Source organism: Inquilinus sp. NPDC058860 (genome assembly GCF_042743185.1).
Classification (GTDB): Bacteria; Pseudomonadota; Alphaproteobacteria; order DSM-16000; family Inquilinaceae; genus Inquilinus.
In genome coordinates, this window is record NZ_JBHYMS010000015.1 from 15468 (window position 1) to 36906 (window position 21439).

Sequence of the window (21439 nt, forward strand, 5' to 3'; positions counted from 1 at the left end):
GGATGGCCGAAGCCTTATACCATCCGGGAGGCCGGCGCGGCGCCGGTCGGCAGCAGGCCGTGCCGCTGCAGCGCGGCGGCCAGCTCCGCGGCGCCGACGAAGCGGTGCCCCGCCAGCCCCGCTTCCTCAGCCCCGGCGACATTGGCGGCACCGTCGTCGATGAACAGGGTTTCGGCCGGATCGGCGCCGAGCCGGCGGAGGCAGCGCCGATAGGCCTCGGGCTGCGGCTTGCGGGCGCGGAATTCGGCCGAGACGTGGATCGCGTCGCCGAAGACCGGCCGCAGCTCCGGGAACACGGCGTCGATCTGCTCCAGCATCAGCAGGCTGTTGTTGGTCAGCACCGCGATCCGCGCCGCCTGCCCCACCCGGCCCGCCAGGGCCAGCATCTCCGGCATCGGCGTGATCGCTGCCCGCTGTGCCGCCGTCCATTCCGCCCGGCTGAGCGGATGGCCGATGCGCTCGCCGAAACCGCGCAGATAAGCCTCGGCATCCAGCTCGCCGGCATCGCCGCGGTCCTCGAAGCCCGAGCCCCAGATCGCCGCCTCGATCGCGTCGGGCGCGCGGCCGGACAGGCGCGCCAGGGCGGCGATCCGGGCCGCCTTGTCGTAGCGGCACAGCACGTCGTTCATGTCGAACAGGATGAGCACGATCATGCGGCGGCTCCGCCGGTTCCTGCGGTCCACCTAAGGATGGTGCCGCCGGGCCAGGCCGGCAACCGCCTCACAGCACCCCGAGCAGCCCGTCGGCCAGCAGCTTCAGCCCGATCGCCACCAGCAGCAGATGGCACCAGAGATACAGCCGCGCCTCGTCGATCCGGTCGTGGAAACGGCGGCCGATCCAGACCCCGACCGGCACCACCGGCGCCGCCGCGGCGATGGCGGCGAGGTTCCGCGGCTCCAGCACGCCGAGATAGAGATAGGGCACCTGCTTGGCGATGTTGCAGAGCATGAACACGATCGCCGAGGTGCCGGCGAACACGGTCTTGTCCAGCCGCTGCGGCAGCAGGTAGATCGCCAGCGGCGGACCGCCGGAATGGGCGACGAAGGTGGTGTAGCCGGTCAGCGTGCCCCACAGCGCCGCCCGCCGGCCGGAGGGGGCCGTGCGCGGCTGCTCCCTTCGTCGGCGGGCGAACCAGCGCAGCGCGAAGACCAGGGTGACCAGCGCGATCAGCAGCGTCACCCAGGCCGGGTCGACCAGGGCGAAGGTCAGCCCGCCCAGCGCGATGCCGCACAGGAGCGGCAGCACCAGGACCCGCAGGTTCGGCCGGCTCCAGGTCCGCGGCGGAAACGCCCAGACGGTGAACACGTCCATCAGCAGCACCAAGGGCGCGATCACCGCGGCCGCATCGACCGCGGGCATGACGAAGGACAGGGCCGGGATGCCGAGGATGGCGAAGCCGCCGCCGAAGCCGCCCTTGGTGAAGGCGATCACGAAGATGGTGCCCAGCAGCACGGCGAGCAGGAGGGGATCGGTCGGCATCAGCGCGACCATGGCCGACCCGACCCGCTTCGCTCAATCCTCGGATTGCGCCGAGGGCAATTCATCGCCACGGGACCGCCGCCAGGCCGATGCCGAGGCTGATGGCGCCGACGGTACCAAGCACTGCGATCAGCGCCGTCGCGACCGCCACGTCGCTGCCCACGGGGCCGAGCGCCGCGGCCAGGCCGAGCACCAGCCCCGCCGCGGACACGCCGCAGACGCAGGCCAGGGAGGATCGGTCGTTCTCCGAGGCCACTGCCCGATGCGGCTGCGAGACCGGATCGAGGGAATGGGAGAAGGCTGACATTTCGAGTCTCCGCCGATGTATCGCGTCGACGGTATGCCAAGCCTGAATTGGGGAGTATCCTGCCCTTCCGGATTTCATCCTTCCGAAAACCGCAAGGATGCCCATGGACCGCTTCGCGGCGATGACCGTCTTCGTCAAGGTGGCCGAGGCCGGCAGCCTGTCGGCGGCGGCGCGCACGCTCGGCCTGTCGCTGACGTCGGTCAGCCGCCAGCTCGCGGCGCTGGAGGCGCGTCTGGGCACGCGGCTGGTGATCCGCACCACGCGGCGCCTGGCCCTGACCGAAGCGGGCCGCCTTTACCACGACCAGGCCCGGCGCATCCTGGGCGAGGTCGAGGAGGCGGAGCAGGCGTTGTCCGCCCATCAGTCCGAGCCGGTCGGCCGGCTGCATGTCGCCGCGCCGACGCTGATCGGCCGGTTGAAGCTGGCGCCGCTGCTGCCGGATTTCCTGGCGCATCATCCCGGTCTTGCCGTCGACCTCACATTGACCGACCGCCCGGTCGACCTCGTCGAGGACGGCGTCGACCTCGCCATCCGCATCGGCCGGCTGCCGGATTCGAGCATGATCGTGCGCCGGCTCGGCGGCATCCGCATGCGGGTCTGCGCCGCGCCCGGCTATCTCGCCCGCCGCGGCGAGCCGGCGGTGCCCGAGGATCTGGCCGGGCACGACTGCATGGTCTTCGCCACGGCTCCCGGCCCCGTCTCCTGGCCGTTCCAGACACCGGCGGGGCGGGTGACGGTCCCGGTCGGGGCCAGGATCCGCACCAACGACCTGGACGCGGCCGTCGCCGCGGCGCTGGCCGGCGCCGGCCTGGTCCGTGCCCCGTCCTGGCAGGTCGCGGAGCTGGTGGCCGCCGGCCGGCTGAAGCCGGTGCTGATCGGATACGAGCGGCCCTCGGCGCCGGTGCAGGCGCTGTTCCTGCCCAGCCGGCTGCTGTCGCCGAAGATCCGCCTGTTCACCGATTTCCTGGCCGGACGCTGGGCCGGACAGGAGTTCGGCCACGAGGCGGAAGGCCCGGCAGGCCAGTCTGCTTGATCACGGGCGGGGGCCCTGACATGGTCCCCGCCGGACCAGCCATCAGGATCCGCCGATGCTTCTGCATTCCCTCTATCTGATCGCCATTGTCGCGGAGGCGATGACGGCGGCGCTGGCGGCCGGGAAGCGCAGCATGGACTGGGTCGGCGTCTGCCTGCTGGGCTGCGTGACGGCGCTCGGCGGCGGCTCGGCGCGGGATATCCTGCTCGACCACCACCCGCTGTCCTGGGTGGAGCACCCGTCCTACCTGCTGATCACGGGCGGCGCCGCCCTGCTGACCATTCCCGCCGCCCGCGTCATGCATCGCCTGCACAAGCTGTTCCTGCTGCTGGATGCGATCGGCCTCGTCGTGTTCACGGTGATCGGCGCCAATATCGCGATGGCGCTGGACCTGCCGATCGTGATCGTCATCGCCTCGGGCATGATCACCGGCTGCGTCGGCGGCGTCCTGCGGGACGTTCTCTGCAACGACATCCCGCTCCTGTTCCGCAGCGAGCTCTATGCCACCGTGTCGGTGGTGACCGGCGGCATCTATGTCGCCGGCTTGTCCGCCGGCATCGGCCACGACCTCGTCACGGCGGCCGCCATGATTATCGGCCTGGCGCTTCGCCTCCTCGCGCTCCGGTTCAATTGGAGCATGCCGAAATTCGTCTATACGCGGGATCTTCACTGAACGGCGCCTATCGCACCCGGAAGCTGGCCCGGTACTGGGCCGGGGTGACGCCGAGGCGCTTGGCGAAGACGATGCGCATCCGGTCGGCGCTGCCGAAGCCGCAATCATAGGCCACCGCCTTGAGCGCGCGGTCGCTGCCCTCCAGCAGGTTGCGGGCGGCGTCGACGCGGGCACGCTCGACGAATTCGTGCGGCGTCGCGCCGGTCTCCTGCACGAACAGCCGCGCCAGGTTGCGGCCGCTCATCCCCGCCACCTCCGCCAGCGCGTCGACCGTGAAGCCGGCGCCGATGTTCTGCAGGACATGAGCCTGCACCCGGGCGATCGGCGACTCCGGGTCGGCCGGGGCGGTCAGGAACGGACTGAACTGCGACTGGCCGCCCTGGCGCTGCGCCACCACCACCAGCCGCTTCGCCACCGCCAGCGCCACCCGAGCGCCGTGATGCTCCGCCACCAGCGCCAGGGCCAGGTCGATGCCGGCGGTGACGCCGGCCGAGGTCACCAGCGCCCCGTCGCGCAGATAGATCCGGTCGTGCTCGACCTGCGCCCGCGGGAACAGCTCGGCCAGGCGCTGCGCGTTCTGCCAATGCGTGGTCACGCGATGGCCATCCAGCAGCCCGGCATGGCCGAAGGCGAAAGCGCCGGTGCAGATCGATCCGTGCAACCCCGCCCGCGGCGCGGCCGCCGCCAGCCAGGCGGACAGCAGCGGGTCGGGCGCCGCGGTCGGCAGGCCCGGGCCGCCGGCGACGAGCACCATCGAGAACGGCTCCACGGCGTCTTCGAAGCTGCGATCGGCGACCATCTGCATGCCGTTCGAGGCGCGCAGCGGCGCGGTGTCGGCGGCGACCAGCGTCGTCTCGTACCGGTCGCCGGCGTCGATGAAGCCGTTGGCCTCGGCGAAGACGTCGACCGGCCCGGCGACGTCCAGCGCCTGCACGCCGGGAAAGATGGCGATCGCGACCGTCCGCGCCGGCATTCCGTGCCCTCCTGCTGTCGCCGACCGATCCCACGGCCGCCGCCCGGCCGCAATGTCCGATTTCCGCGTGCGCTTGTCCGGAAGCGCCCCGGCCGCGTTGAGGAGGCAGGCGTCCGCGGCTCACATGAGGGGCATCGAAACTCTCCGACGGAAGGTCCCCATGTCCATCGCCGGCATCCGCATCCCCGACAGCGCCATGGCGCGCGAGATCACCGAGCTGGTGCGCGACACCGAGAGCGAGCTGCTGTTCCGCCATTCGACCCGGGTCTACCTGTTCGGCGCCTTGACCGGGCAGCGCAAGGGCCTGACATTCGATCCCGAGCTTCTGTACGCCGGGGCGATGTTCCACGACATGGGGCTGGTCGACGCCTATGCCAGCCCCGACCTGCGCTTCGAGGTCGACGGCGCCAACGCCGCGCGCGACTTCCTGCAGCGGCACGGCATCCCGGCCGCCGACATCGACCTGGTGTGGGACGCGATCGCCCTGCACACCACGCCCGGCATCCCGGAACACAAGCACCCGGTGGTGGCGCTGGTGACGGCCGGGGTGGAGATGGACGTGCTGGGCCTCGCCTTCCACGACTTCACGGCAGAGCAACGCCGCCAGGTGGTGCACGCCCATCCGCGCGGCCCCGACTTCAAGCACGGCCTCATCGAGGCCTTCGCCCACGGCACCATCCGCAAGCCGCAGACCACCTTCGGCAATGTGAAGGCCGACGTCCTGGCCCGGATGGACCCGAGCTACAAGCGGGTCGACTTCACCGACGTGATCCTGAACTCGGACTGGGAGAGCTGAGGCTCATCCCCCTCCTGTCATTGCCGGGCTTGACCCGGCAATCCAGGGGCCACCCAGAGCGGCTTCGACATCTCTGGATGCCCGGGTCAAGCCCGGGCATGACAATGTTGGGGGAAGCTCTCATACCCGCGCCCTGGACAGCCGCGGCCGGCGGGCCCATCTTCAGGGCATCATGACCGTCCCGGGATACAGCATCTGCGCCGCCGACGGCCTCGGCCGGTCGTTGCGGCTGTGGCGCTCGCTGCGGCGGGTCAAGCAGGCCCATGCCGCCGAGCTGCTGCGCGTGTCGCAGGCGATGGTGTCGCGCTGGGAGGCCGGCACGCTGGTTCCCGACGCCGAGGAGCAGGGCCGCCTGCGCCGGCTGATGAGCGCCCGGCTGGACAGCGCCGCCGACCACGCGCTGGCCCGGCTGGTCACCGACTCCTCCGGCAGCGCCCATCTGGTCTGCGACCTGACGCACCGGCTGCTGGCGGCCTCGCGCGGGCGCAGCCGCGACTGGAACTTCCGCACGCCGGAGCTGCTCGGCGTCTCGCTCTGGCGCTTCGCCACGCCGGAGATCCAGGCCGCCGAGGCCGCCCTGACCGACGAGGGCTGGTTCGAGCCGGAGCCGCCCGCGGTCGAGATCGCGACCAGTGCCAACGGCTCCCCGATCGTCCCGATCCGCCAGGGCCGCATGCGTTGGACCCGGCTGCAGCTCTCCGACGGCGCCTTCGTGCGCCTGGCCGAAACCATCGCCTGAATATCTTATTCAGCCGCCCTTCCCCGCTCCTTCGCTAAGGTCGCCCCGTTCTGAACATGGAGTGACCATGTCGTCCCGCGGATCCTGGGCCGCGATCCTGGTGATCTATGCCGCCGGCGTGATCGCGGCGGCGCAGCTCGGCAAGCTGTCGGCGCTGCTGCCGCCGATGCAGCGCGACCTCGGCCTCGACCTCACCGTCGCGGCGCTGCTGGTGTCGCTGCTCGAGATCGGCGGCGCCACGCTGGGGCTCTTCGCCGGGGTGGTGATCAGCCGCGTCGGCGCCCGCCGCGCGCTTCTGGCCGGGCTGCTGCTGCTCGCTCTCGCCGCCGCCGGCATGGCTGCCACTTCGGCCGTCGCCGGTCTGTTCCTGTGGCGGATCGTCGAGGCCGCGGCCTATCTCGCCGTCGCGGTCGCGGCGCCGACCCTGACCATCGCCACTGCATCTCCTGCGCAGCGGGCCACCGCCCTGGCGCTGTGGAGCACCTTCTTCCCGGTCGGCTTCGCCGTCGGCAGCATCCTCGCCGGCCTGGGGGTCGAGGCCGCGCCCTGGCGCTGGGTGCTGCTGGGCAGTGCCGGGCTGACCGCCCTGCTGCTGCTGCCGGCCTGGCGCCTGCCGACACCGCCCGAGGCCGCGCCGCGCCGTGCCGCGAGCGGCGGCGCCCATCCCCTCCGGGCGCCGCTCGGGGCCTGGCTGATGGCGGTGGGCTTCGCCTGCTACACGGTGTTCGAGGTCGGGCTGCTGGCGGTGATGCCGGCCTATTTCACCAGCCAGCGCGGCGTCTCGGCCTCCATGGCCGGGCTGATCACCGGCGTGGCCGCCTTCGCCGCGGTGCTGGGCGGCCTGGCCGCCGCCTGGTGGATGCGGCGGGACCGGCCGCTCGGCGGCTTCACCGCCTTCGGCGTCGTGGTGCCGGCGCTGCTGCTGTTCGCCGTGTTCACGCCGTCGGGCGGGTCCTGGCTCTGGCCGGCCATGGCGGCGACGCTGCTGAACGCGATCTCCGGCGCCGTGCCGGCCGTGGTCTTCGCCCGCCTGCCCGACGCGGTGGGACCCGGCGGCGACATGGCGACGGCGAACGGCCTCCTGGCCCAGGGCGGCGCCTCCGGGTCGCTGCTGGGGCCGCCGCTCTTGGCCGCCGCGGCGAGCCATTTCGGCTGGCCGGCCGCGGCCGGCGCCGGCCTCGCCGCCTCCGCGCTGTGCCTGCTGCTGCTCGCCCTGGCGCAGCGCGGCCATGACGGCGTGGCGGCGGTCAGCCGCCGCTGATCGCGGTCAGCACGAACACCTCAATCCCCGGCGCCAGCTTCGTCTCCAGCCTGGCGCGGCGGCCGTCGACGAAGATGTTGATGTGGCGCCGGATCGCCGGGCTGGAGTCGCGGATGCGGTCGCCCATCCCCGGCCAGCGTTCGTTCAGCCCGTCGATCGCCTCGGCCACCGTGCCGGCGCGCAGTTCCACCCGCGGCGGCGCGCCCGGAAACAGGATGGTCAGCACTGTCGGCAGCCGCACCAGCACGGCCGGCGCCTCGTCCGGCATTGTCCTCGGCTGGGCCATCGCTCAGCGGTCGACCACCAGGGTCTCGACCGACAGGATCGAGGGCAGGTGCTGGGCGACGCAGTCCCAGCTCTCGCCCTCGTCGGCGCTGGCGAACAGCGCGCCGCCCGAAGTGCCGAAATACACCCCGGCCGGGTCCAGCCGGTCGGTCGCCATGGCCTGGCGCAGCACGCCGAAATAGGCGTTCTCCTGCGGCAGCCCGCGGCGCAGGTCCTGCCAGCTGGTGCCGCCGTCGCGGGTGCGCCAGACCGCGGCGCGGCCGTCCGGCACGAAGCGGCCCTTGATGTCGCCGTTCAACGGCAGCAGGAACAGCGTGTCCGCGTCGCGTGGATGGGCCGCGGCCGGAAAGCCGAAGCTGGAGGGCAGCCCTGCCTCGATGCTGTCCCAGCGCCGGCCGCCGTCGTCGCTGCGGTACATGCCGCAATGGTTCTGCTGGTACAGCCGCTCCGCCTTGCCCGGCGCCATCACCAGGCAGTGCACGCATTGCCCGAATTCGGGATAGCGCTGGTCCTCGGGCAGGAAATCGGCGCGGGTGCCGCGGTTGCGGGTCTCCCAGGTCTCGCCGCCATCGGCGGTGTGAAACACCCCGGCGGCGGAGATGCCGACCCAGATCTTGTCCGGGTCGTCCGGGTGCAGCACCAGCGAATGCAGGATCAGCCCGGCCCCGCCCGGGCTCCATTCCGGCCGGGTCGGGTGCCGCTGCAGCCCCTCGACATGGCTCCAGGACTGCCCGCCGTCATCGCTGTGGAACAGGCCGGCCGGCTGCACGCCGGCATAGACCCGCCTGTTGCGCACGCCCAGGCTCCAGACCGCCTTGATCGGCTCCTGCCCCTCGGCATAGGCCAGCCCGTCGCTGGAATGGGTCCAGCTCTCGCCGAGATCGGTCGACTTCCAGACCGCCGGCCCGAACCATTCGTTGCCGCCGGCACCGTAGATCGTGCCCGAGGCCGGGTCGGCGACGACATGGTTGATCGGCCAAGTCTCGCAGAACGGCCCCCGCAGCCGCCACGACCGCCGCGCCGGGTCACCCTCGGCGATGAACGCGCCCTTCTTGGTCCCGACCAGGATGAGAACTCGCTCAGCCATTGCGGCCTCCCCCATATTTAACTTTCCAGTTAAGTTATGGCAGAGACCGGCGGCTGTCAAACCGGCGCGAGTCAGATCACTTGAAGACCACCGTCTTGGCGCCGTTCAGCAGCACGCGGTGCTCGGAGTGGTATTTCAGGGCCCGGGCCAGCACCACGCTCTCCACATCGCGGCCGATGCCGACCCACTCGTCGGCCGAGGCGGTGTGGTCGACCCGAAGCACGTCCTGGTCGATGATCGGCCCCTCGTCCAGGTCGTCGGTGACGTAGTGCGAGGTGGCGCCGATCAGCTTGACGCCGCGGGCATGGGCCTGGTGGTACGGCTTGGCGCCCTTGAAGCTGGGCAGGAAGGAGTGGTGGATGTTGATCACCCGCCCTTCCATCTTCCGGCACAGATCGGAGGACAGGACCTGCATGTAGCGGGCCAGGACGACGAGGTCGATCTTCTCCTCGTCCACCAGATCCAGCAGCCGCCGCTCCTGCTGCGCCTTGTTGTCCCGGGTCACCGGCAGGTAATGGAACGGGATGCCGGCGGCGGCGACCCGCTGATAGCTGTCGCGGTGGTTCGAGACCACGGCCGGGATCTCGATCGGCAGCGATCCGATCTGCACCCGGTACAGCAGGTCGTTCAGGCAGTGATCGAACTTCGAGACCATGATCAGGGCGCGGATCTTGCGGTCCGCGTCATGGATCTCCCAGCCCATGCCGTAGTCGCTGCCGATCGGGGCGAAGCCTTCGCGCAGCTCGTCGAGGTCGACCGTGCCCTCCACCGCCTCGGCCACCACCCGCATGAAGAACCGGCCGGTGTCGCGGTCGAAGAACTGCGCGCTCTCGAGGATGTTGAGGCCGGAGCGGAACACGAAGTCCGAGATCCGGGCGACGATGCCGGGGACATCGGTGCAGGAGAGCTTGAGGATCAGCCGTTTCGCCATGGTGCCGCGTCGTCTCGCTGAAGGGCCGGGGCCGTGAAGCAATGATCGACACCTAGCACGACACCGGCCGCCGGCTGCGGCTTGATTGCGACGGCCGGATGCCTGGAGCCGACGCGACAGGCTCCGCCCCCGCCTACTCCCGGTACGGCACCAGGTCGGGCGTGGTCCCGTCCTTGAAATCGATATGGACGTGGTTGCCGTCCGGATCGTGGAAATTGACCTGGATCAGGCCGCTGCGCGGCGGCTGGCCGAGCTTGGTCTCGATGCCGAGGCCCTTCAGATGGGCCAGGAAGTCGTCCAGCTTGCCGCTGCTCTGGAAGGCGAAATGCGACAGCTGCACCTGCTCCGGATGCAGCGGCTGCTTCACCTCGACCAGATGCACCACCGCTTGGTCGCCGAGATAGAGCCAGGCGCCGGGGAACGGGAAGTCCGGCCGCGGCCCCGGCTCCAGGCCCAGCGCGTCGCGGTAGAAGCGGATCAGGCGCTTCTGGTCGGCGGTCCAGATGTTGACATGGTCCAGGCGTGTCAGGCTGGTCATGGGCGTTCTCCCGCTGGCTCGTTGCCACAGCATAGACCCGCGTTGTCCGACAAAAGAAGCCGAACCTTGTTCGCACGACCCCTTGCGCCCGATACCGCCGCGGCGCGACAACCGAAGACAAGAACCGGCGCATCGGACGCCGGCGACCCTCAGGGAAGGATGCGCCATGAAGGCCTATGTCATCGGGACCTGCGACACCAAGGGCCGCGAGCTGGCCTATGTCCAGGCGCTGATCGAAGCCCGCGGTGTCGAAGCCGTTCTGGTCGATGTCGGCACCCGGCCCGGAGAGATCGGAGCCGACGTCCCGCGCCCCGACGTGTCGGCCCAGGAGGTCGCGCGCCATCATCCGGACGGGCCGGAGGCCGTGTTCAGCGACGACCGCGGCCGGGCGGTCGCGGCGATGGCCGAGGCGCTCCGCGGCTTCCTGGCCAGCCGGACGGATGTCGGCGGCGTCATCGGCCTGGGCGGGTCCGGCGGCACCGCGCTGGTCACCCCGGCGCTGCGCGACCTGCCGGTCGGCGTGCCGAAGGTCATGGTCTCGACCGTCGCCTCCGGCAATGTCGCGCCCTATGTCGGGCCGGCCGACATCATGATGCTGTACTCGGTCACCGACGTCGCCGGGATCAACCGCATCTCCCGCGCCGTGCTGGGCAACGCCGCCCATGCCCTGGCCGGGATGGTGGCGCATCCGGCGCCGCGCAGCGACGCCGACAAGCCGGCGCTGGGCCTGACCATGTTCGGCGTCACCACCCCCTGCGTCGAGCAAGTCAGCCGGGCGCTGGAAAGCGAATACGACTGCCTGGTCTTCCACGCCACCGGCACCGGCGGCCGGTCGATGGAGAAGCTGGTCGAATCCGGCCTGATCGGCGGCGTCATCGACATCACCACGACGGAGGTCTGCGACCTGCTGGTCGGCGGCGTGTTCCCGGCCGGGGAGGACCGGTTCGACAGCATCATCCGCACCCGGGTTCCCTATGTCGCCTCCTGCGGCGCGCTCGACATGGTGAATTTCGGGGCGAAGGAGACCGTCCCGGAGAAGTTCCTGAAGCGCAACCTCTACGTCCACAATCCCCAGGTCACGCTGATGCGGACGACGGTGGAGGAGACGATCGCGATGGGCCGCTGGATCGGCGCCAAGCTGAACCGGATGGACGGGCCCGTGCGCTTCCTGATCCCGGAGGGCGGCGTGTCGCTGATCGACGCGCCGGGCCAGCCCTTCCACGACCCGGCTGCCGACGAGGCCCTGTTCCAGGCGCTGGAGGCGACGGTGCGGCAGACCCCGAACCGCCGGCTGATCCGCCTGCCCCACGCCATCAACGACCCGGAGTTCGCGGCCGCGCTGGTGCGCGAGTTCCGCGCCATCGCCCATCACTGAGGACTCTGTCATGACCCGTTTCGCCCGCGCCGACCTCCTGGCCAAGTTCCGCGGCATGGTCGAACGGCGGGAGCCGATCGTCGGCGGCGGCGCCGGCACCGGCCTGTCCGCCAAATGCGAGGAGGCCGGCGGCATCGACCTGATCGTGATCTACAACTCCGGCCGCTACCGCATGGCCGGCCGCGGCTCGCTCGCCGGCCTGCTCGCCTACGGCAATGCCAACGAGATCGTGGTCGAGATGGCCCGCGAGGTGCTGCCGGTGGTGAAGAAGACGCCGGTCATCGCCGGGGTCAACGGCACCGACCCCTTCATGCTCACCGACCATTTCCTGGCCCAGATCAAGGCCATGGGCTTCGCCGGGGTGCAGAACTTCCCGACCGTCGGGCTGATCGACGGCACCTTCCGCCAGAACCTGGAGGAGACCGGCATGGGCTACGGGCTGGAGGTCGAGATGATCGCCCGGGCCCATGCCCTCGACCTGCTGACCACGCCCTATGTGTTCTCGGCCGATGAGGCGGTGGCGATGGCCGAGGCCGGGGCCGACATCATCGTGCCCCATATGGGCCTGACCACCGGCGGCGCCATCGGCGCCGAGACAGCCAGGACCCTGGACGACTGCGTCGCCCTGGTCGACGACTGGGCCGCGGCGGCGCTGGCGGTCCGCCCGGACATCATCGTGCTGTGCCATGGCGGGCCGATCGCGATGCCCGAGGACGCGGCCTACGTCCTGCAGCGCTGCCGCCACTGCCACGGCTTCTACGGCGCCAGCTCGATGGAGCGGCTGCCGACCGAGCAGGCCCTCACCGCCCAGACCCGCGCCTTCAAGCAGGTGACGTTCTAAGTTCACAGGAGGATTTCAGAGCAATGTCACCCTCCTCATTTGTCATCCTCGGGCTTGACCCGAGGATCCAGAGGCCACCAGAGCGGCTCTTTTAGCCCCTGGATTGCCGGGTCAAGCCCGGCAATGACATCAAAAAATGGGCACCGAAACACTGCTCCATCCGTGGAAGGAAACGACCATGATCCGAGTGACCACCAGCAGCGTGATCAACGCCCCGGTCGAGACCCTGTGGCAGGCGATCCGGGACTTCAACGCCCTGCCCGACTGGCATCCCGCCATCGCCAGCAGCAAGGTCGAGGACGGCGGCAGCCCCGACCGCATCGGCTGCGTCCGCAGCATGGAGCTGGCCGGGGGCGGCGGCACCATCCGCGAGAAGCTGCTGACCCTCTCGGATTCCGAGCACAGCGTCACCTATGCGATCCTGGCCGCGCCGATGCCGGTCGAGAACTATGTCGCCACGCTGCGCCTGCTGCCCGTCACCGACGGCAACCGCAGCTTCGCCGAATGGACCGCCGAGTTCGACGTCTCGGCCGAGAACGAGGCGGCGATGCGCAAGCTGATCGGCCAGGGCGTGTTCCAGACCGGCTTCGATTCCCTGAAGCAGCGCTTCGGCGGCTGATGTCGGGTAGCGGCGCGGCGGCTCAGGGGCCGCCCGCCTCCGCCTTCAGCCAGTCGACGAACTGGCGGACGGGCTGCCAGTCGGCCAGCGACGGCAGGGTCACGGCGTAGTGATTCCAGTTGGTCGGGATCTCGGCATCGAGCAGGCGCAGAAGGCGCCCGGTCCGCACGTCCTCCTCCACGAGCGTCCTGCGGGCGATGGCGACGCCGAGGCCGTTCACCGCGGCCTCCAGGGTCAGCAGCGAGCCATTCAGGTTCATCCCGTCATTGACCGCGTCGAGCGGCAGGCCGTTGGTCTCGAACCAGTGCTGCCAATGCGCGCCGCTCCGGTCGTCCCGGGCGGTGGTGTCGATCAGCCGGTCGAGGCGCAGGATGTCGGCCGGCGTGGCGACCGGCCCCGCCGCGGCCATATAGCCGGGGCTCGCGACCGGGAAGATCGCATCGGCCATCAGCGGCTCGACCTGGAGGTTCGGATAGGCCCCGCCGCCGAAGCGCAGGGCGATGTCGGCGGTGCGCTGCGACAGGTCGACCAGGGCGAGGTCGGCCATGATGTCGATGTCGATGTCGGGATGCTGCGCGCGGAAGCGCTGCAACCGGGGCGCCAGCCAGCGGACCGCATGCGAGGGGATGGCGCTGACCCGCAGTCGCGCCCGCCCCCGACGATCGACGGCGGCCACGGTGCGGCGGATCTCCTGCAGAGCCCGGCCCATCCCGGCGGCCAGGGCCTCACCCTCGACCGACAGCTCGACGCGGCGGACGTGACGGACCAGCAGCGCCACGCCGAGATCCGCCTCGAGGTCGCCGACGCGATGGCTGACGGCGCTGGCGGTGACCGCGAGCTCCTCGGCCGCGCGCTTGAAGCTGCCGAGCCGGGCCACCGCCTCGAAGGCGCGGAGGGATTCGAGTGGCGGCAGCCGCCGCGTCACCGCCGGCATCGGGCCGCGGCCGGCGGGCCGTCCCCCACGGCATGCCGTGCGTCCGGAGGCGTTGCGAGCATCGTCAGCCCCATGGATGAGCCCGCCTCATTCATTGATGCGGAAATGATCGCTTGTCCGGCACCCTCCTGCCAAGTCATAGCGCTATGGGAGCGGCCCGATCCGGATCCCGGGGGTGTGACCCGGGTAACACTGAGACCGCTTCTCAAACGCAATGATGCCCGGCGGATCGGGAACGCCGGTCCCCGGCATCACCACGGGCGCCGCCCGCGCGCTCCGCATCCCCACGAGGCCGATGCTCGATTGTCCTGATCCATCCGCCGCCGCCCGTCGCGCAATGACCGCCGCCCCCGGCCGAAGCCGGCTGCGGGCCGATCCGTGCATCCCGCCCTCCTCCTCTCCCGGCGAGGACGAGCTTCTCAGGCTGGTCGGCCAAGTCTACGACGCCGGCATCGGCGTCGACACCTGGGAAACGGTGCTGACCAGCCTGCGGGATCTGCTGGGCGCCGAGTCCGGTGCGCTGTTCTCGGCCGGGTACGAAGCACCGGCGGAGCGCTCGGTCCATGTCGGCTGCGACCCGGCCTTCATCCCGCCCTACAACGACCACTACCATCGGCTGTCGCCGACCTTGCCGGTCATGTCCCGCATGCCGGCCGGATCGGTCTGCACCAACCATATGCTGGTGCCGGAGTCCGTCTATACGAGGACGGAATTCTACCACGACCACATCCGGCCGCAGGGCAAGTACAGCAATCTCTTCTGGGTCGGCGACGGCGACGGGTTCGGCCGGGAGTTCCTCTGCCTGTGGCGGCAGCGGTGGCAGCCGGCCTGGGAGCCGACGGCGCTTCGCGTGCTGGGCGCGGTCGGGCCGCACCTCGCCAGGGCGCTGCAGATCGAACGGTGCCTCACCGCACTTTCACCCCGCCCCCCGGCGGCTGCGGCTGAGCTTCTGGCGCCGCAGGAGCGCGCCTGCCTGGCCGGCGTGGCCCGCGGCGCCTCAAGCAAGCTGATCGCCCGGCAGCTCGGCCTGTCGATGCACACCGTCAACGCCTACCTCGCCGCGGCCAGACGCAAGCTGAAGGCCGCGAGCCGCAGCGAGGCCGTCGCGATGGCGCTGTCCTCCGGGCTGATCGATGGCTGATCCGGCCCGGCAGTCCGGCGAGGGCGCCCTCTCGGCCCTGATCGCCCAGGCCTACGACGCCGCCCTCGGCCGCGAGAGCTGGACGGCGCTGCTCGCCGGCCTGACGGAGCTGCTCGGCAGCGATTCCGCGGCGGCGCTGCATCCGACCGGGACGCCGCTGCCGAACGACGAAGCCGTCCGCCTCCGCGTCGACCCCGGCTACGTGCCGCTCTACAACGCGCATTACCACGCCACCTGGCCGGTCCTGCCGGCATTGCCACAGCTGTCGGCCGGGACGGTCTTCGTCGACCGCATGCTGGTGCCGGACGCCGCCTTCCTGCGGACCGAGTTCTACGCCGATTATGCGCGGCCGCAGGGCCGGCACAGCGGGCTCTACTGGATCGACGTCGACCAGCAGGGGCTGGCGGCCCACCTCTCGCTCTGGCGGACGCGGCGCCGTCGGGACTGGGGCGACGAGGAGATCCGGCTGCTGCGCCATCTCGGCCCGCATCTCGGCCGGGCGGTGGCGATCGGGCGGCGGCTCGCCGCCGCGCAACCCAGGCTGCCGGCCGCCATCGGCCCCGATATCGTCGCGCCGCGCGAGCTGGACTGCCTCGTCTGGGTCGCCCGCGGCGCCTCGAGCAAGCAGATCGCCCGGCGGCTCGGCCTGTCGATGCACACGGTCAACGACTATCTCGCCTCGGCCCGGCGCAAGCTGAAGGCGGCCAGCCGCAGCGAAGCCGTCGCCACGGCCCTGCAGCTCGGCCTGATCGAGGGCTGATCCCCTGCCGGCCGGCAGCGCACCGCCTCGCGATACCCTATTTGTGAGGTATTGAGGGGGCCCGCCTCCACCCCGGATAATGGCCGAACGTGAGGGGTACCAGATCGGCAGGCGCCCGGACAGCCGGGTCCATGATCCACGATCATGGCCGATCATCGTCGTTGCGCGACGGCGCTGCGGCGAGACCACCCCCTGCACCACCGACGTCAACATGGACGGCCGTTCCCCGAACGGCCGCTGGGGATCGCCATGAACTGCATGACACCCTCGGCGCGAGGCCGGCACCTCCTGGCCGGAACGCCGCTGTTCTCCGCCTGCCCGCCGGCGCTGCGCGACGCCGTCGCCGCGCGGCTGATCGAACGATGCTACGCCGACGGCGACACGATCTTCCTGCGCGGCGATCCGGGCGACAGCGTGATGATCGTGACCTCCGGCCGGGTCGCGCTGCGCCTGACCTCGCCGCAGGGACGCGAGATCCTGCTGGCGATCCTGACCGAGGGCGACCTGCTCGGAGAGATGTCGCTGCTCGACGGCCGGGGCCGCAGCGCCGACGCCGTCGCCCTGGGCGGCTGCCGGCTGCTGGTGCTGGAGCGGGGCGAGATGCTGCGGCTGCTGCGCCAGTCGCCGGACACCTGCCTGAAGCTGATGGAGCTGCTGACGGACCGCCTGCGGCGGACCAGCGACCAGCTGGAGGGCGTGGCGCTGTTCAACCTGCCGGCCCGGCTGGCGCGGCTGCTCCTGGACCTGAGCGAGACGCCGCTCGCCGGCTCCGCCTCCGGCCGCCCGACGCTGCCGACGGCGCTGTCGCAGCGCAACCTGGGCCTGCTGATCGCCGCCAGCCGGTCCAAGGTCAACCTGCAGCTCGGCCGCTGGATCAGCGACGGCATCCTGCGCCGGGAGCGCGGCGGCCTGGTGCTGCACGATCTCGAACAACTGGCCGGCATCGCCGAATCCGGCGGCGCCTGACCAATCCGCCACAGAAAAGACACAGTAAAAAAAATAGAAAGACGTTACCTCGGTAACACAAATACGAACTCCATCATGCCAGAACATTTCAAGCGAAGTCGATTTTTCGAGTTTCGCATCATCGGCTGGTCGAGGATCGAGATCCCGCAGGCTGATGATCTCGACAACCACCATCGGGTCGGCATCTGCGATAGTGATGCCGCAAGGGGAAAACATGGCACTGATCATTCTCGACGATTCGGACAATACCCGATACGGCACATCGAGCAGCGACACCATCTATGGCCTCGGCGGCAGCGATCGGCTGTTCGGCCTTGGTGGCGCCGACACTCTCTACGGCGGCCAGAACAACGATTTCCTGCAGGGCGGAGCCGGCGCGGACCGTCTGTACGGCGGCAGCGGCTACGACACCGTCTCCTACACCGACAGCACGTCCGGCGTGTGGATCCAGATCGGCGGGTACGGCCTGTACGGCACGGCCGACGGCGACTTCATTGCGGCCGATGTCGAGCAGGTCGACGGCTCCAACTACGGCGACATCCTGATGGCGTCGGCCAATGGCGACTACCTGAGGGGCAACGACGGCAACGATTATCTCCTCGGCGGCGCCGGCTACGACGTCCTCGTCGGCGGGTATGGGAACGACTACCTGGAGGGTGGCGCCTATGTTGACGACCTTTACGGCGGATCAGGCACCGACACCGTCTCCTATGCCAGCAGCGCATCCGGGGTGATCGCGTCCATCGGCTATGTCAGCCAGTACGGGGACGCCGCGGGGGACTACATCGGCACCGATGTGGAGAACCTCACCGGCTCCAGCAACAGCGACATTCTCTATGGCTCCGACACCCGCAACGTTCTCTCCGGCGGCGGCGGCGTGGACATGCTCGTCGGCGGCGGCGGCAACGACACCCTGATCGGTGGTGCCGGCGGCGACGAGATGTACGGCAATGCCGACGAAGACACGGTGAGCTACGAATACGCCGGCAGCGCCGTCCGGGTCGATCTTTACGAGGGCGAAGGCAGCTACGGCGAGGCGGCGGGCGACACCTATGACAGCATCGAGAACGCCCGCGGCTCCGCCTACAACGATACGTTCCTCGGCTCCAACGGCGACAACGACTTCTACGGGCTGAACGGCCGGGACTTCATGTATGCCGCCGGCGGCCGCGACCATCTCTACGGCGGCGACGGGGATGACGGCCTCGCCGGAGAGGCCGGCAACGACGTCCTTCACGGCGACATCGGCCACGACACCATCTACGGCGGCGACAACGAGGACAGCGTCTACGGCGGTGCCGGCAACGACATCCTCTACGGCGACAACAGCTTCGTGAGCAGCTTCGCCGGCGCCGACCGTCTGACCGGCGGCGACGGCAACGATATCATGCATGGCGGCGGCCGGGGCGACAGGTTCATCTTCTCGCAGGACGACCTCGGCGATGTCGACACGATCAAGGACTTCCATCGCTCGGAAGGCGACCAGATCTACCTGATCGGCATCGACGCGAACACGGCGCAGAGCGGCAACCAGGCCTTCGCCTTCATCGGCACCGCCGCCTACACCGGCGTGGCCGGGCAGCTGCGCTACGTCAACACCGGCGTCCTGACGGTGGTGGCCGGCGACGTCGACGGCGACAAGGTCAGCGATTTCCGGATCGAGCTGACCGACGCGCCGGGCCTGATCGCCAGCGACTTCGTTCTCTGAACGATCTCGGGGGGCCGCGGTTGCGGGCGGCCTCCCCCTTTGTCCATCTCCGCCGGCTCCGCCCGGCCCCATCCCAGACAGCATCCGCCCGCTGATACGGCGCCGGCGGCAGGAGGACACTCATGACCACGATCACGGGCACCGACCGCGACGACCGGCTGGTCGGAAGCGAGGAGGCCGACGGCATCCTCGGCCTCGACGGCAATGACGGGCTGTTCGGCCTCGCGGGCGATGACAAGCTGATCGGCGGCGCCGGCGACGACGTCCTCGAAGGCGGCATCGGCGCCGACCACCTGGTCGGCGGGGACGGCGTGGACACCGCGTCCTACCGCCACGCCGGCGCCGCCGTCACGGTCGATCTCTCGGCCGGGACCGGCTCGGCCGGCGAGGCGGCGGGCGACCATTACGAGGGCGTGGAGAACGTCGAGGGATCCGTGTTCGGCGACCTGCTCGTCGGCTCGGATCTCGCCAACCGGCTCGACGGCGGCTCCGCCGCCGACACGCTGATCGGCGGCGGCGGAAACGACGTGCTGGTCGGTGGCAACCGGGACGACACGCTGGATGGCGGCGTCGGGCGCGACGTGCTGATCGGCGGCCATGGCACCGACATCATGGCCGGCGGGGCCGGGGCCGACCGCTTCCTCTTCGGCATGGACGCCCTCCATTTCGGCGACGAGATCACCGACTACGACCGCGCCGCGGGCGACCGCATGGACCTCTCCGCCATCGACGCCGACATCGCCGAGGCGGGCGACCAGGCCTTCGTCTTCATCGGCACCGCCGCCTTCAGCCAGCGGGCCGGCGAGCTGAACTGCATCGTCACCGGCACCGGCACGGTGGCGTCCGGCGATGTCGACGGCGACGGGTTCGCCGACTTCAAGATCACCCTCCAGGGCGTCCCGGCCGTGATCGCCGAGGACTTCGTGCTCTGAGCCCATGGGCGGCGCGCCTCCGGCATCTTTGCGCCGGGGCGCGCCGGGTGCAGGGTGCCCGCCGATGACACCGGTGCATCGGACAGGGCCGTGGCGCCGTCCTGACCCGCGAGGCCGCAGCGGCCGCGGGCCGGCCCCGGCGATTAATTCGCGGTAAGCCGGAGGCCGATCGGCAGGGATGTCCGTTATCGCCGTGACAATCCGGTCCCCGTGGGCCGGCCCCACGATACGGACATCCCGATGCCGCACACGTCACTGCCCCTGGTCCGGATCGCGGCCGCTGCCGCCGCGGTCGCGTCGCTGGCCGGCTGCGTCGCCTATCCGGTACATCCCCGCCCGGCCGTCGCCGTCATGGCGCCGCCCCGGGTCGCGGTGGTCGAGCCCGTCGCGCCGCCTCCCGGAGTCGTCTATGTCGCGCCGGTCGAGGTGGCGCCGGGTCCCGGCTACCTCTGGCGCTATCATCGGGTCCATGGCTGGGGTTGGTGGCACCCGCATTACGGCTGGCGCATGGGCTGGCGCTGAGCCGCCGAGGAGGGGACGGGCCGATGTCGGACTGGGCGGGGGACAACGATCCGGAGGAGCGGCGCCGCGCCACGATCGCGGCGGCGAAGCAGCGGGCGACGCTGGTCGACCGCTGGTCGCGGGAGGATATGGGCAAGCTGGACTCCTGGGCCGAGCGGGCGCGGGCCGCCGCCGTCCACGCCCGCCCGGGCATGCGGGTGCTGGACATCGGCTGCGGCGCCATGGCCCTGGAGGGATCGCTGCCGGAGGACTGCACCTACCTGCCGCTCGACTGCGTCCGCCGCGACGAGCGCACCATCGTCCGCGACCTGAACCGGGAGCCGTTCCCGGAGGTCGCGGCCGACATGGCCTTCGCCCTCGGCGTGCTGGAATACATCTACGACGTGCCGCGCTTCCTGCGCGGCCTGCGGGCGGCGGTGCCCCGCGCCCTGCTGAGCTACCATCCGCTGGACCGGAACATCGGCCGCGACCGCTGGTCGCTCGGCTGGGTCAACGCGCTGAATTCGGCGGAGCTCTCGGCCCTGCTGCGGCACGCCGGCTTCAAGGGCGTCCGGATCGTTCCCTACAAGCCCAAGCTGCTGTTCTACCTGGTCGAGCGCGGCCCGGGCTAGGACGCCGGCGCTCCGCGGACTCGACTCGGGCGCCGATCTCGTATAGAACGAAACACGAACAAACATCCCAGCGAGACGCCCTGATGGCCGCGAGACCCGCCGCGACGACGCCCATGGATTCGCTGTGCCGAATCCGGGCCCCTGCCCGCCCCGATGTCAGAGGAGCTGTCCGCCCGATGCGTCCGATCCGGGACATCCGGTCCCAGGCCGATCTCGAGGAGGCGGTGCGGCGCTGCGAGCTGCGCTGGCGCGCTCTGGAGCAAGGGCTGCGCGAGGACGAGATTGCGGCGCTGCTGTCGCTCGGCCTCGACCGGGCGGATGTGCAGCTGCGTGCCCTCGGCCCGCATGATTAGACGCCGCCGGACGGCTGGGCTAAGAACGGCCGATCCCGACCGGAGACCGGCATGGCCCAGCCCGACCTGTTCACCGACCGCGGCGCCGTCTTCAGCGACTGCGGCCGCTATCGCACCCTGCTGTGGCGGCGCTGGGACCGGTCGGTGCCGCCGGCCAATTTCCTGCTGCTGAACCCGTCGACGGCCGACGAGATCAAGAACGACCCGACGGTCGAGCGCTGCGAGCGCCGGGCCCGGGCGATGGGCTATGGCGGGCTGATCGTCACCAACGCCTTCGCCCTGCGCTCGACCGATCCGAAGGCGCTCTACGCCGAGGCCGACCCGGTCGGCCCCGGGAACCCGGAGGCGATCGTCCAGGCCGCCCGCGCGGCATCGCTGGTGGTCTGCGGCTGGGGCCGGCACTGCGACGCGGTGCGTCCCGGCTGGGGCCGGGCGCTGCTGCGCATGCTGTCCGAGGCCGGGACGGTGCCGCACGCGCTCGCCATCACCTCCGACGGCTCGCCCAAGCATCCGCTCTATGTCGGCTACGCCGTGCAGCCGGCACCGGTTCCCGCCGCGGTCTGAGAGCCCGCCCG

The 21439-nt window shown here is 70.7% G+C and carries 26 protein-coding genes; 17 read left to right on the top strand and 9 right to left on the bottom strand.

What is annotated here, in order from left to right; translation table 11 throughout:
* Nucleotides 1–14: 14 nt before the first annotated feature.
* The 3 genes from ACFW16_RS12610 to ACFW16_RS12620 all read right to left on the bottom strand — a co-directional run bounded on the left by ACFW16_RS12610 (nt 15) and on the right by ACFW16_RS12620 (nt 1786).
* Nucleotides 15–653: an HAD family hydrolase gene (locus ACFW16_RS12610; protein WP_380305339.1), complete on the bottom strand. Its 639-nt coding sequence runs from the start codon at nt 651–653 to the stop codon at nt 15–17.
* 67 nt (nt 654–720) lie between these two features.
* Nucleotides 721–1479: a sulfite exporter TauE/SafE family protein gene (locus ACFW16_RS12615; protein WP_380305341.1), complete on the bottom strand. Its 759-nt coding sequence runs from the start codon at nt 1477–1479 to the stop codon at nt 721–723.
* Nucleotides 1480–1540: 61 nt separating this feature from the next.
* Nucleotides 1541–1786: a hypothetical protein gene (locus ACFW16_RS12620; RefSeq protein WP_380305343.1), complete on the bottom strand. Its 246-nt coding sequence runs from the start codon at nt 1784–1786 to the stop codon at nt 1541–1543.
* A 103-nt stretch (nt 1787–1889) separates the two neighbouring features.
* Here ACFW16_RS12620 and ACFW16_RS12625 point away from each other — a divergent pair, with 103 nt between their 5' ends.
* Both ACFW16_RS12625 and ACFW16_RS12630 read left to right on the top strand, forming a co-directional pair.
* Complete coding sequence (locus tag ACFW16_RS12625) at nt 1890–2819, top strand: LysR family transcriptional regulator (RefSeq protein WP_380305345.1); 930 nt, start codon at nt 1890–1892, stop codon at nt 2817–2819.
* Nucleotides 2820–2874: 55 nt separating this feature from the next.
* Entirely contained in the window at nt 2875–3492 is a 618-nt protein-coding gene (locus ACFW16_RS12630; RefSeq protein ID WP_380305347.1) for a trimeric intracellular cation channel family protein, read from the top strand.
* 7 nt (nt 3493–3499) lie between these two features.
* On the opposite strand, the gene ACFW16_RS12635 is transcribed toward ACFW16_RS12630, so the two are convergent.
* Nucleotides 3500–4465 (bottom strand): GlxA family transcriptional regulator, encoded by a 966-nt coding sequence (locus tag ACFW16_RS12635; RefSeq protein WP_380305349.1) that lies wholly within the window; start codon nt 4463–4465, stop codon nt 3500–3502.
* 160 nt (nt 4466–4625) lie between these two features.
* Here ACFW16_RS12635 and ACFW16_RS12640 point away from each other — a divergent pair, with 160 nt between their 5' ends.
* The 3 genes from ACFW16_RS12640 to ACFW16_RS12650 all read left to right on the top strand — a co-directional run bounded on the left by ACFW16_RS12640 (nt 4626) and on the right by ACFW16_RS12650 (nt 7261).
* On the top strand, nt 4626–5261 hold the full coding sequence (locus ACFW16_RS12640; RefSeq protein WP_380305351.1) for an HD domain-containing protein: 636 nt from the start codon (nt 4626–4628) through the stop codon (nt 5259–5261).
* 172 nt (nt 5262–5433) lie between these two features.
* The gene (locus tag ACFW16_RS12645; RefSeq protein WP_380305353.1) at nt 5434–6000 is read left to right on the top strand and encodes a helix-turn-helix domain-containing protein; all 567 of its coding nucleotides are present in this window, start codon (nt 5434–5436) and stop codon (nt 5998–6000) included.
* 67 nt (nt 6001–6067) lie between these two features.
* Nucleotides 6068–7261, top strand: coding sequence for an MFS transporter (locus ACFW16_RS12650; RefSeq protein WP_380305355.1), 1194 nt, complete (start codon nt 6068–6070; stop codon nt 7259–7261).
* Here the strand turns inward: ACFW16_RS12650 and ACFW16_RS12655 are convergent.
* The 4 genes from ACFW16_RS12655 to ACFW16_RS12670 all read right to left on the bottom strand — a co-directional run bounded on the left by ACFW16_RS12655 (nt 7248) and on the right by ACFW16_RS12670 (nt 10102).
* A complete protein-coding gene (locus ACFW16_RS12655; RefSeq protein ID WP_380305357.1) occupies nt 7248–7547 on the bottom strand; it encodes a MoaD/ThiS family protein in 300 nt (99 codons plus the stop codon). The genes ACFW16_RS12650 and ACFW16_RS12655 overlap by 14 nt on opposite strands.
* 3 nt (nt 7548–7550) lie before the next feature.
* The gene (locus tag ACFW16_RS12660; RefSeq protein WP_380305359.1) at nt 7551–8633 is read right to left on the bottom strand and encodes a WD40/YVTN/BNR-like repeat-containing protein; all 1083 of its coding nucleotides are present in this window, start codon (nt 8631–8633) and stop codon (nt 7551–7553) included.
* 76 nt (nt 8634–8709) lie between these two features.
* Nucleotides 8710–9564: a formyltetrahydrofolate deformylase gene (gene purU, locus ACFW16_RS12665; protein WP_380305361.1), complete on the bottom strand. Its 855-nt coding sequence runs from the start codon at nt 9562–9564 to the stop codon at nt 8710–8712.
* 133 nt (nt 9565–9697) lie between these two features.
* Complete coding sequence (locus ACFW16_RS12670; protein WP_380305363.1) at nt 9698–10102, bottom strand: VOC family protein; 405 nt, start codon at nt 10100–10102, stop codon at nt 9698–9700.
* Nucleotides 10103–10268: 166 nt separating this feature from the next.
* Here ACFW16_RS12670 and ACFW16_RS12675 point away from each other — a divergent pair, with 166 nt between their 5' ends.
* From ACFW16_RS12675 to ACFW16_RS12685, 3 genes are all read left to right on the top strand, one after another.
* Nucleotides 10269–11477, top strand: a complete 1209-nt coding sequence (locus ACFW16_RS12675) for a Tm-1-like ATP-binding domain-containing protein (RefSeq protein WP_380305365.1) — start codon at nt 10269–10271, stop codon at nt 11475–11477.
* Between the two features lie 10 nt (nt 11478–11487).
* Nucleotides 11488–12318, top strand: a complete 831-nt coding sequence (locus ACFW16_RS12680; RefSeq protein ID WP_380305367.1) for a phosphoenolpyruvate hydrolase family protein — start codon at nt 11488–11490, stop codon at nt 12316–12318.
* A gap of 178 nt (nt 12319–12496) precedes the next feature.
* Nucleotides 12497–12937 carry an SRPBCC family protein gene (locus ACFW16_RS12685; RefSeq protein WP_380305369.1) on the top strand — a complete coding sequence of 147 codons (441 nt, stop codon included), beginning with the start codon at nt 12497–12499 and terminating at the stop codon, nt 12935–12937.
* Nucleotides 12938–12959: 22 nt separating this feature from the next.
* Here ACFW16_RS12685 and ACFW16_RS12690 read toward each other — a convergent pair whose 3' ends face one another.
* Nucleotides 12960–13871 (bottom strand): LysR substrate-binding domain-containing protein, encoded by a 912-nt coding sequence (locus ACFW16_RS12690; protein ID WP_380305371.1) that lies wholly within the window; start codon nt 13869–13871, stop codon nt 12960–12962.
* Between the two features lie 337 nt (nt 13872–14208).
* Between ACFW16_RS12690 and ACFW16_RS12695 the strand changes: the two genes are divergently transcribed.
* From ACFW16_RS12695 to ACFW16_RS12735, 9 genes are all read left to right on the top strand, one after another.
* A complete protein-coding gene (locus tag ACFW16_RS12695) occupies nt 14209–15012 on the top strand; it encodes a LuxR C-terminal-related transcriptional regulator (RefSeq protein WP_380305373.1) in 804 nt (267 codons plus the stop codon).
* Nucleotides 15005–15772 (top strand): response regulator transcription factor, encoded by a 768-nt coding sequence (locus tag ACFW16_RS12700; RefSeq protein ID WP_380305375.1) that lies wholly within the window; start codon nt 15005–15007, stop codon nt 15770–15772. The genes ACFW16_RS12695 and ACFW16_RS12700 overlap by 8 nt, the downstream gene beginning before the upstream one ends.
* A gap of 249 nt (nt 15773–16021) precedes the next feature.
* Nucleotides 16022–16738, top strand: coding sequence for a Crp/Fnr family transcriptional regulator (locus tag ACFW16_RS12705; RefSeq protein WP_380305377.1), 717 nt, complete (start codon nt 16022–16024; stop codon nt 16736–16738).
* A 214-nt stretch (nt 16739–16952) separates the two neighbouring features.
* Nucleotides 16953–18446, top strand: coding sequence for a calcium-binding protein (locus tag ACFW16_RS12710; protein WP_380305379.1), 1494 nt, complete (start codon nt 16953–16955; stop codon nt 18444–18446).
* Between the two features lie 122 nt (nt 18447–18568).
* Complete coding sequence (locus ACFW16_RS12715) at nt 18569–19378, top strand: calcium-binding protein (protein WP_380305381.1); 810 nt, start codon at nt 18569–18571, stop codon at nt 19376–19378.
* A 240-nt stretch (nt 19379–19618) separates the two neighbouring features.
* A complete protein-coding gene (locus ACFW16_RS12720; RefSeq protein ID WP_380305383.1) occupies nt 19619–19900 on the top strand; it encodes a hypothetical protein in 282 nt (93 codons plus the stop codon).
* A 23-nt stretch (nt 19901–19923) separates the two neighbouring features.
* The gene (locus tag ACFW16_RS12725) at nt 19924–20511 is read left to right on the top strand and encodes a methyltransferase domain-containing protein (RefSeq protein ID WP_380305385.1); all 588 of its coding nucleotides are present in this window, start codon (nt 19924–19926) and stop codon (nt 20509–20511) included.
* A 176-nt stretch (nt 20512–20687) separates the two neighbouring features.
* A complete protein-coding gene (locus ACFW16_RS12730) occupies nt 20688–20864 on the top strand; it encodes a hypothetical protein (RefSeq protein WP_380305387.1) in 177 nt (58 codons plus the stop codon).
* A 51-nt stretch (nt 20865–20915) separates the two neighbouring features.
* The gene (locus ACFW16_RS12735; RefSeq protein ID WP_380305389.1) at nt 20916–21428 is read left to right on the top strand and encodes a DUF1643 domain-containing protein; all 513 of its coding nucleotides are present in this window, start codon (nt 20916–20918) and stop codon (nt 21426–21428) included.
* Nucleotides 21429–21439: the final 11 nt, after the last annotated feature.

Coding starts and splice junctions, on each gene's coding strand:
- ACFW16_RS12610 (WP_380305339.1), bottom strand. CDS start 653: ATGATCGTGCTCATCCTGTTCGACATGAACGACGTGCTGTGCCGCTAC.
- ACFW16_RS12720 (WP_380305383.1), top strand. CDS start 19,619: ATGCCGCACACGTCACTGCCCCTGGTCCGGATCGCGGCCGCTGCCGCC.
- ACFW16_RS12620 (WP_380305343.1), bottom strand. CDS start 1,786: ATGTCAGCCTTCTCCCATTCCCTCGATCCGGTCTCGCAGCCGCATCGG.
- ACFW16_RS12705 (WP_380305377.1), top strand. CDS start 16,022: ATGAACTGCATGACACCCTCGGCGCGAGGCCGGCACCTCCTGGCCGGA.
- ACFW16_RS12735 (WP_380305389.1), top strand. CDS start 20,916: ATGGCCCAGCCCGACCTGTTCACCGACCGCGGCGCCGTCTTCAGCGAC.
- ACFW16_RS12625 (WP_380305345.1), top strand. CDS start 1,890: ATGGACCGCTTCGCGGCGATGACCGTCTTCGTCAAGGTGGCCGAGGCC.
- ACFW16_RS12700 (WP_380305375.1), top strand. CDS start 15,005: ATGGCTGATCCGGCCCGGCAGTCCGGCGAGGGCGCCCTCTCGGCCCTG.
- ACFW16_RS12660 (WP_380305359.1), bottom strand. CDS start 8,633: ATGGCTGAGCGAGTTCTCATCCTGGTCGGGACCAAGAAGGGCGCGTTC.
- ACFW16_RS12710 (WP_380305379.1), top strand. CDS start 16,953: ATGGCACTGATCATTCTCGACGATTCGGACAATACCCGATACGGCACA.
- ACFW16_RS12730 (WP_380305387.1), top strand. CDS start 20,688: ATGCGTCCGATCCGGGACATCCGGTCCCAGGCCGATCTCGAGGAGGCG.
- ACFW16_RS12645 (WP_380305353.1), top strand. CDS start 5,434: ATGACCGTCCCGGGATACAGCATCTGCGCCGCCGACGGCCTCGGCCGG.
- ACFW16_RS12690 (WP_380305371.1), bottom strand. CDS start 13,871: ATGCCGGCGGTGACGCGGCGGCTGCCGCCACTCGAATCCCTCCGCGCC.
- ACFW16_RS12630 (WP_380305347.1), top strand. CDS start 2,875: ATGCTTCTGCATTCCCTCTATCTGATCGCCATTGTCGCGGAGGCGATG.
- ACFW16_RS12725 (WP_380305385.1), top strand. CDS start 19,924: ATGTCGGACTGGGCGGGGGACAACGATCCGGAGGAGCGGCGCCGCGCC.
- ACFW16_RS12670 (WP_380305363.1), bottom strand. CDS start 10,102: ATGACCAGCCTGACACGCCTGGACCATGTCAACATCTGGACCGCCGAC.
- ACFW16_RS12715 (WP_380305381.1), top strand. CDS start 18,569: ATGACCACGATCACGGGCACCGACCGCGACGACCGGCTGGTCGGAAGC.
- ACFW16_RS12655 (WP_380305357.1), bottom strand. CDS start 7,547: ATGGCCCAGCCGAGGACAATGCCGGACGAGGCGCCGGCCGTGCTGGTG.
- ACFW16_RS12615 (WP_380305341.1), bottom strand. CDS start 1,479: ATGCCGACCGATCCCCTCCTGCTCGCCGTGCTGCTGGGCACCATCTTC.
- ACFW16_RS12640 (WP_380305351.1), top strand. CDS start 4,626: ATGTCCATCGCCGGCATCCGCATCCCCGACAGCGCCATGGCGCGCGAG.
- ACFW16_RS12635 (WP_380305349.1), bottom strand. CDS start 4,465: ATGCCGGCGCGGACGGTCGCGATCGCCATCTTTCCCGGCGTGCAGGCG.
- ACFW16_RS12680 (WP_380305367.1), top strand. CDS start 11,488: ATGACCCGTTTCGCCCGCGCCGACCTCCTGGCCAAGTTCCGCGGCATG.
- purU (WP_380305361.1), bottom strand. CDS start 9,564: ATGGCGAAACGGCTGATCCTCAAGCTCTCCTGCACCGATGTCCCCGGC.
- ACFW16_RS12650 (WP_380305355.1), top strand. CDS start 6,068: ATGTCGTCCCGCGGATCCTGGGCCGCGATCCTGGTGATCTATGCCGCC.
- ACFW16_RS12685 (WP_380305369.1), top strand. CDS start 12,497: ATGATCCGAGTGACCACCAGCAGCGTGATCAACGCCCCGGTCGAGACC.
- ACFW16_RS12675 (WP_380305365.1), top strand. CDS start 10,269: ATGAAGGCCTATGTCATCGGGACCTGCGACACCAAGGGCCGCGAGCTG.
- ACFW16_RS12695 (WP_380305373.1), top strand. CDS start 14,209: ATGACCGCCGCCCCCGGCCGAAGCCGGCTGCGGGCCGATCCGTGCATC.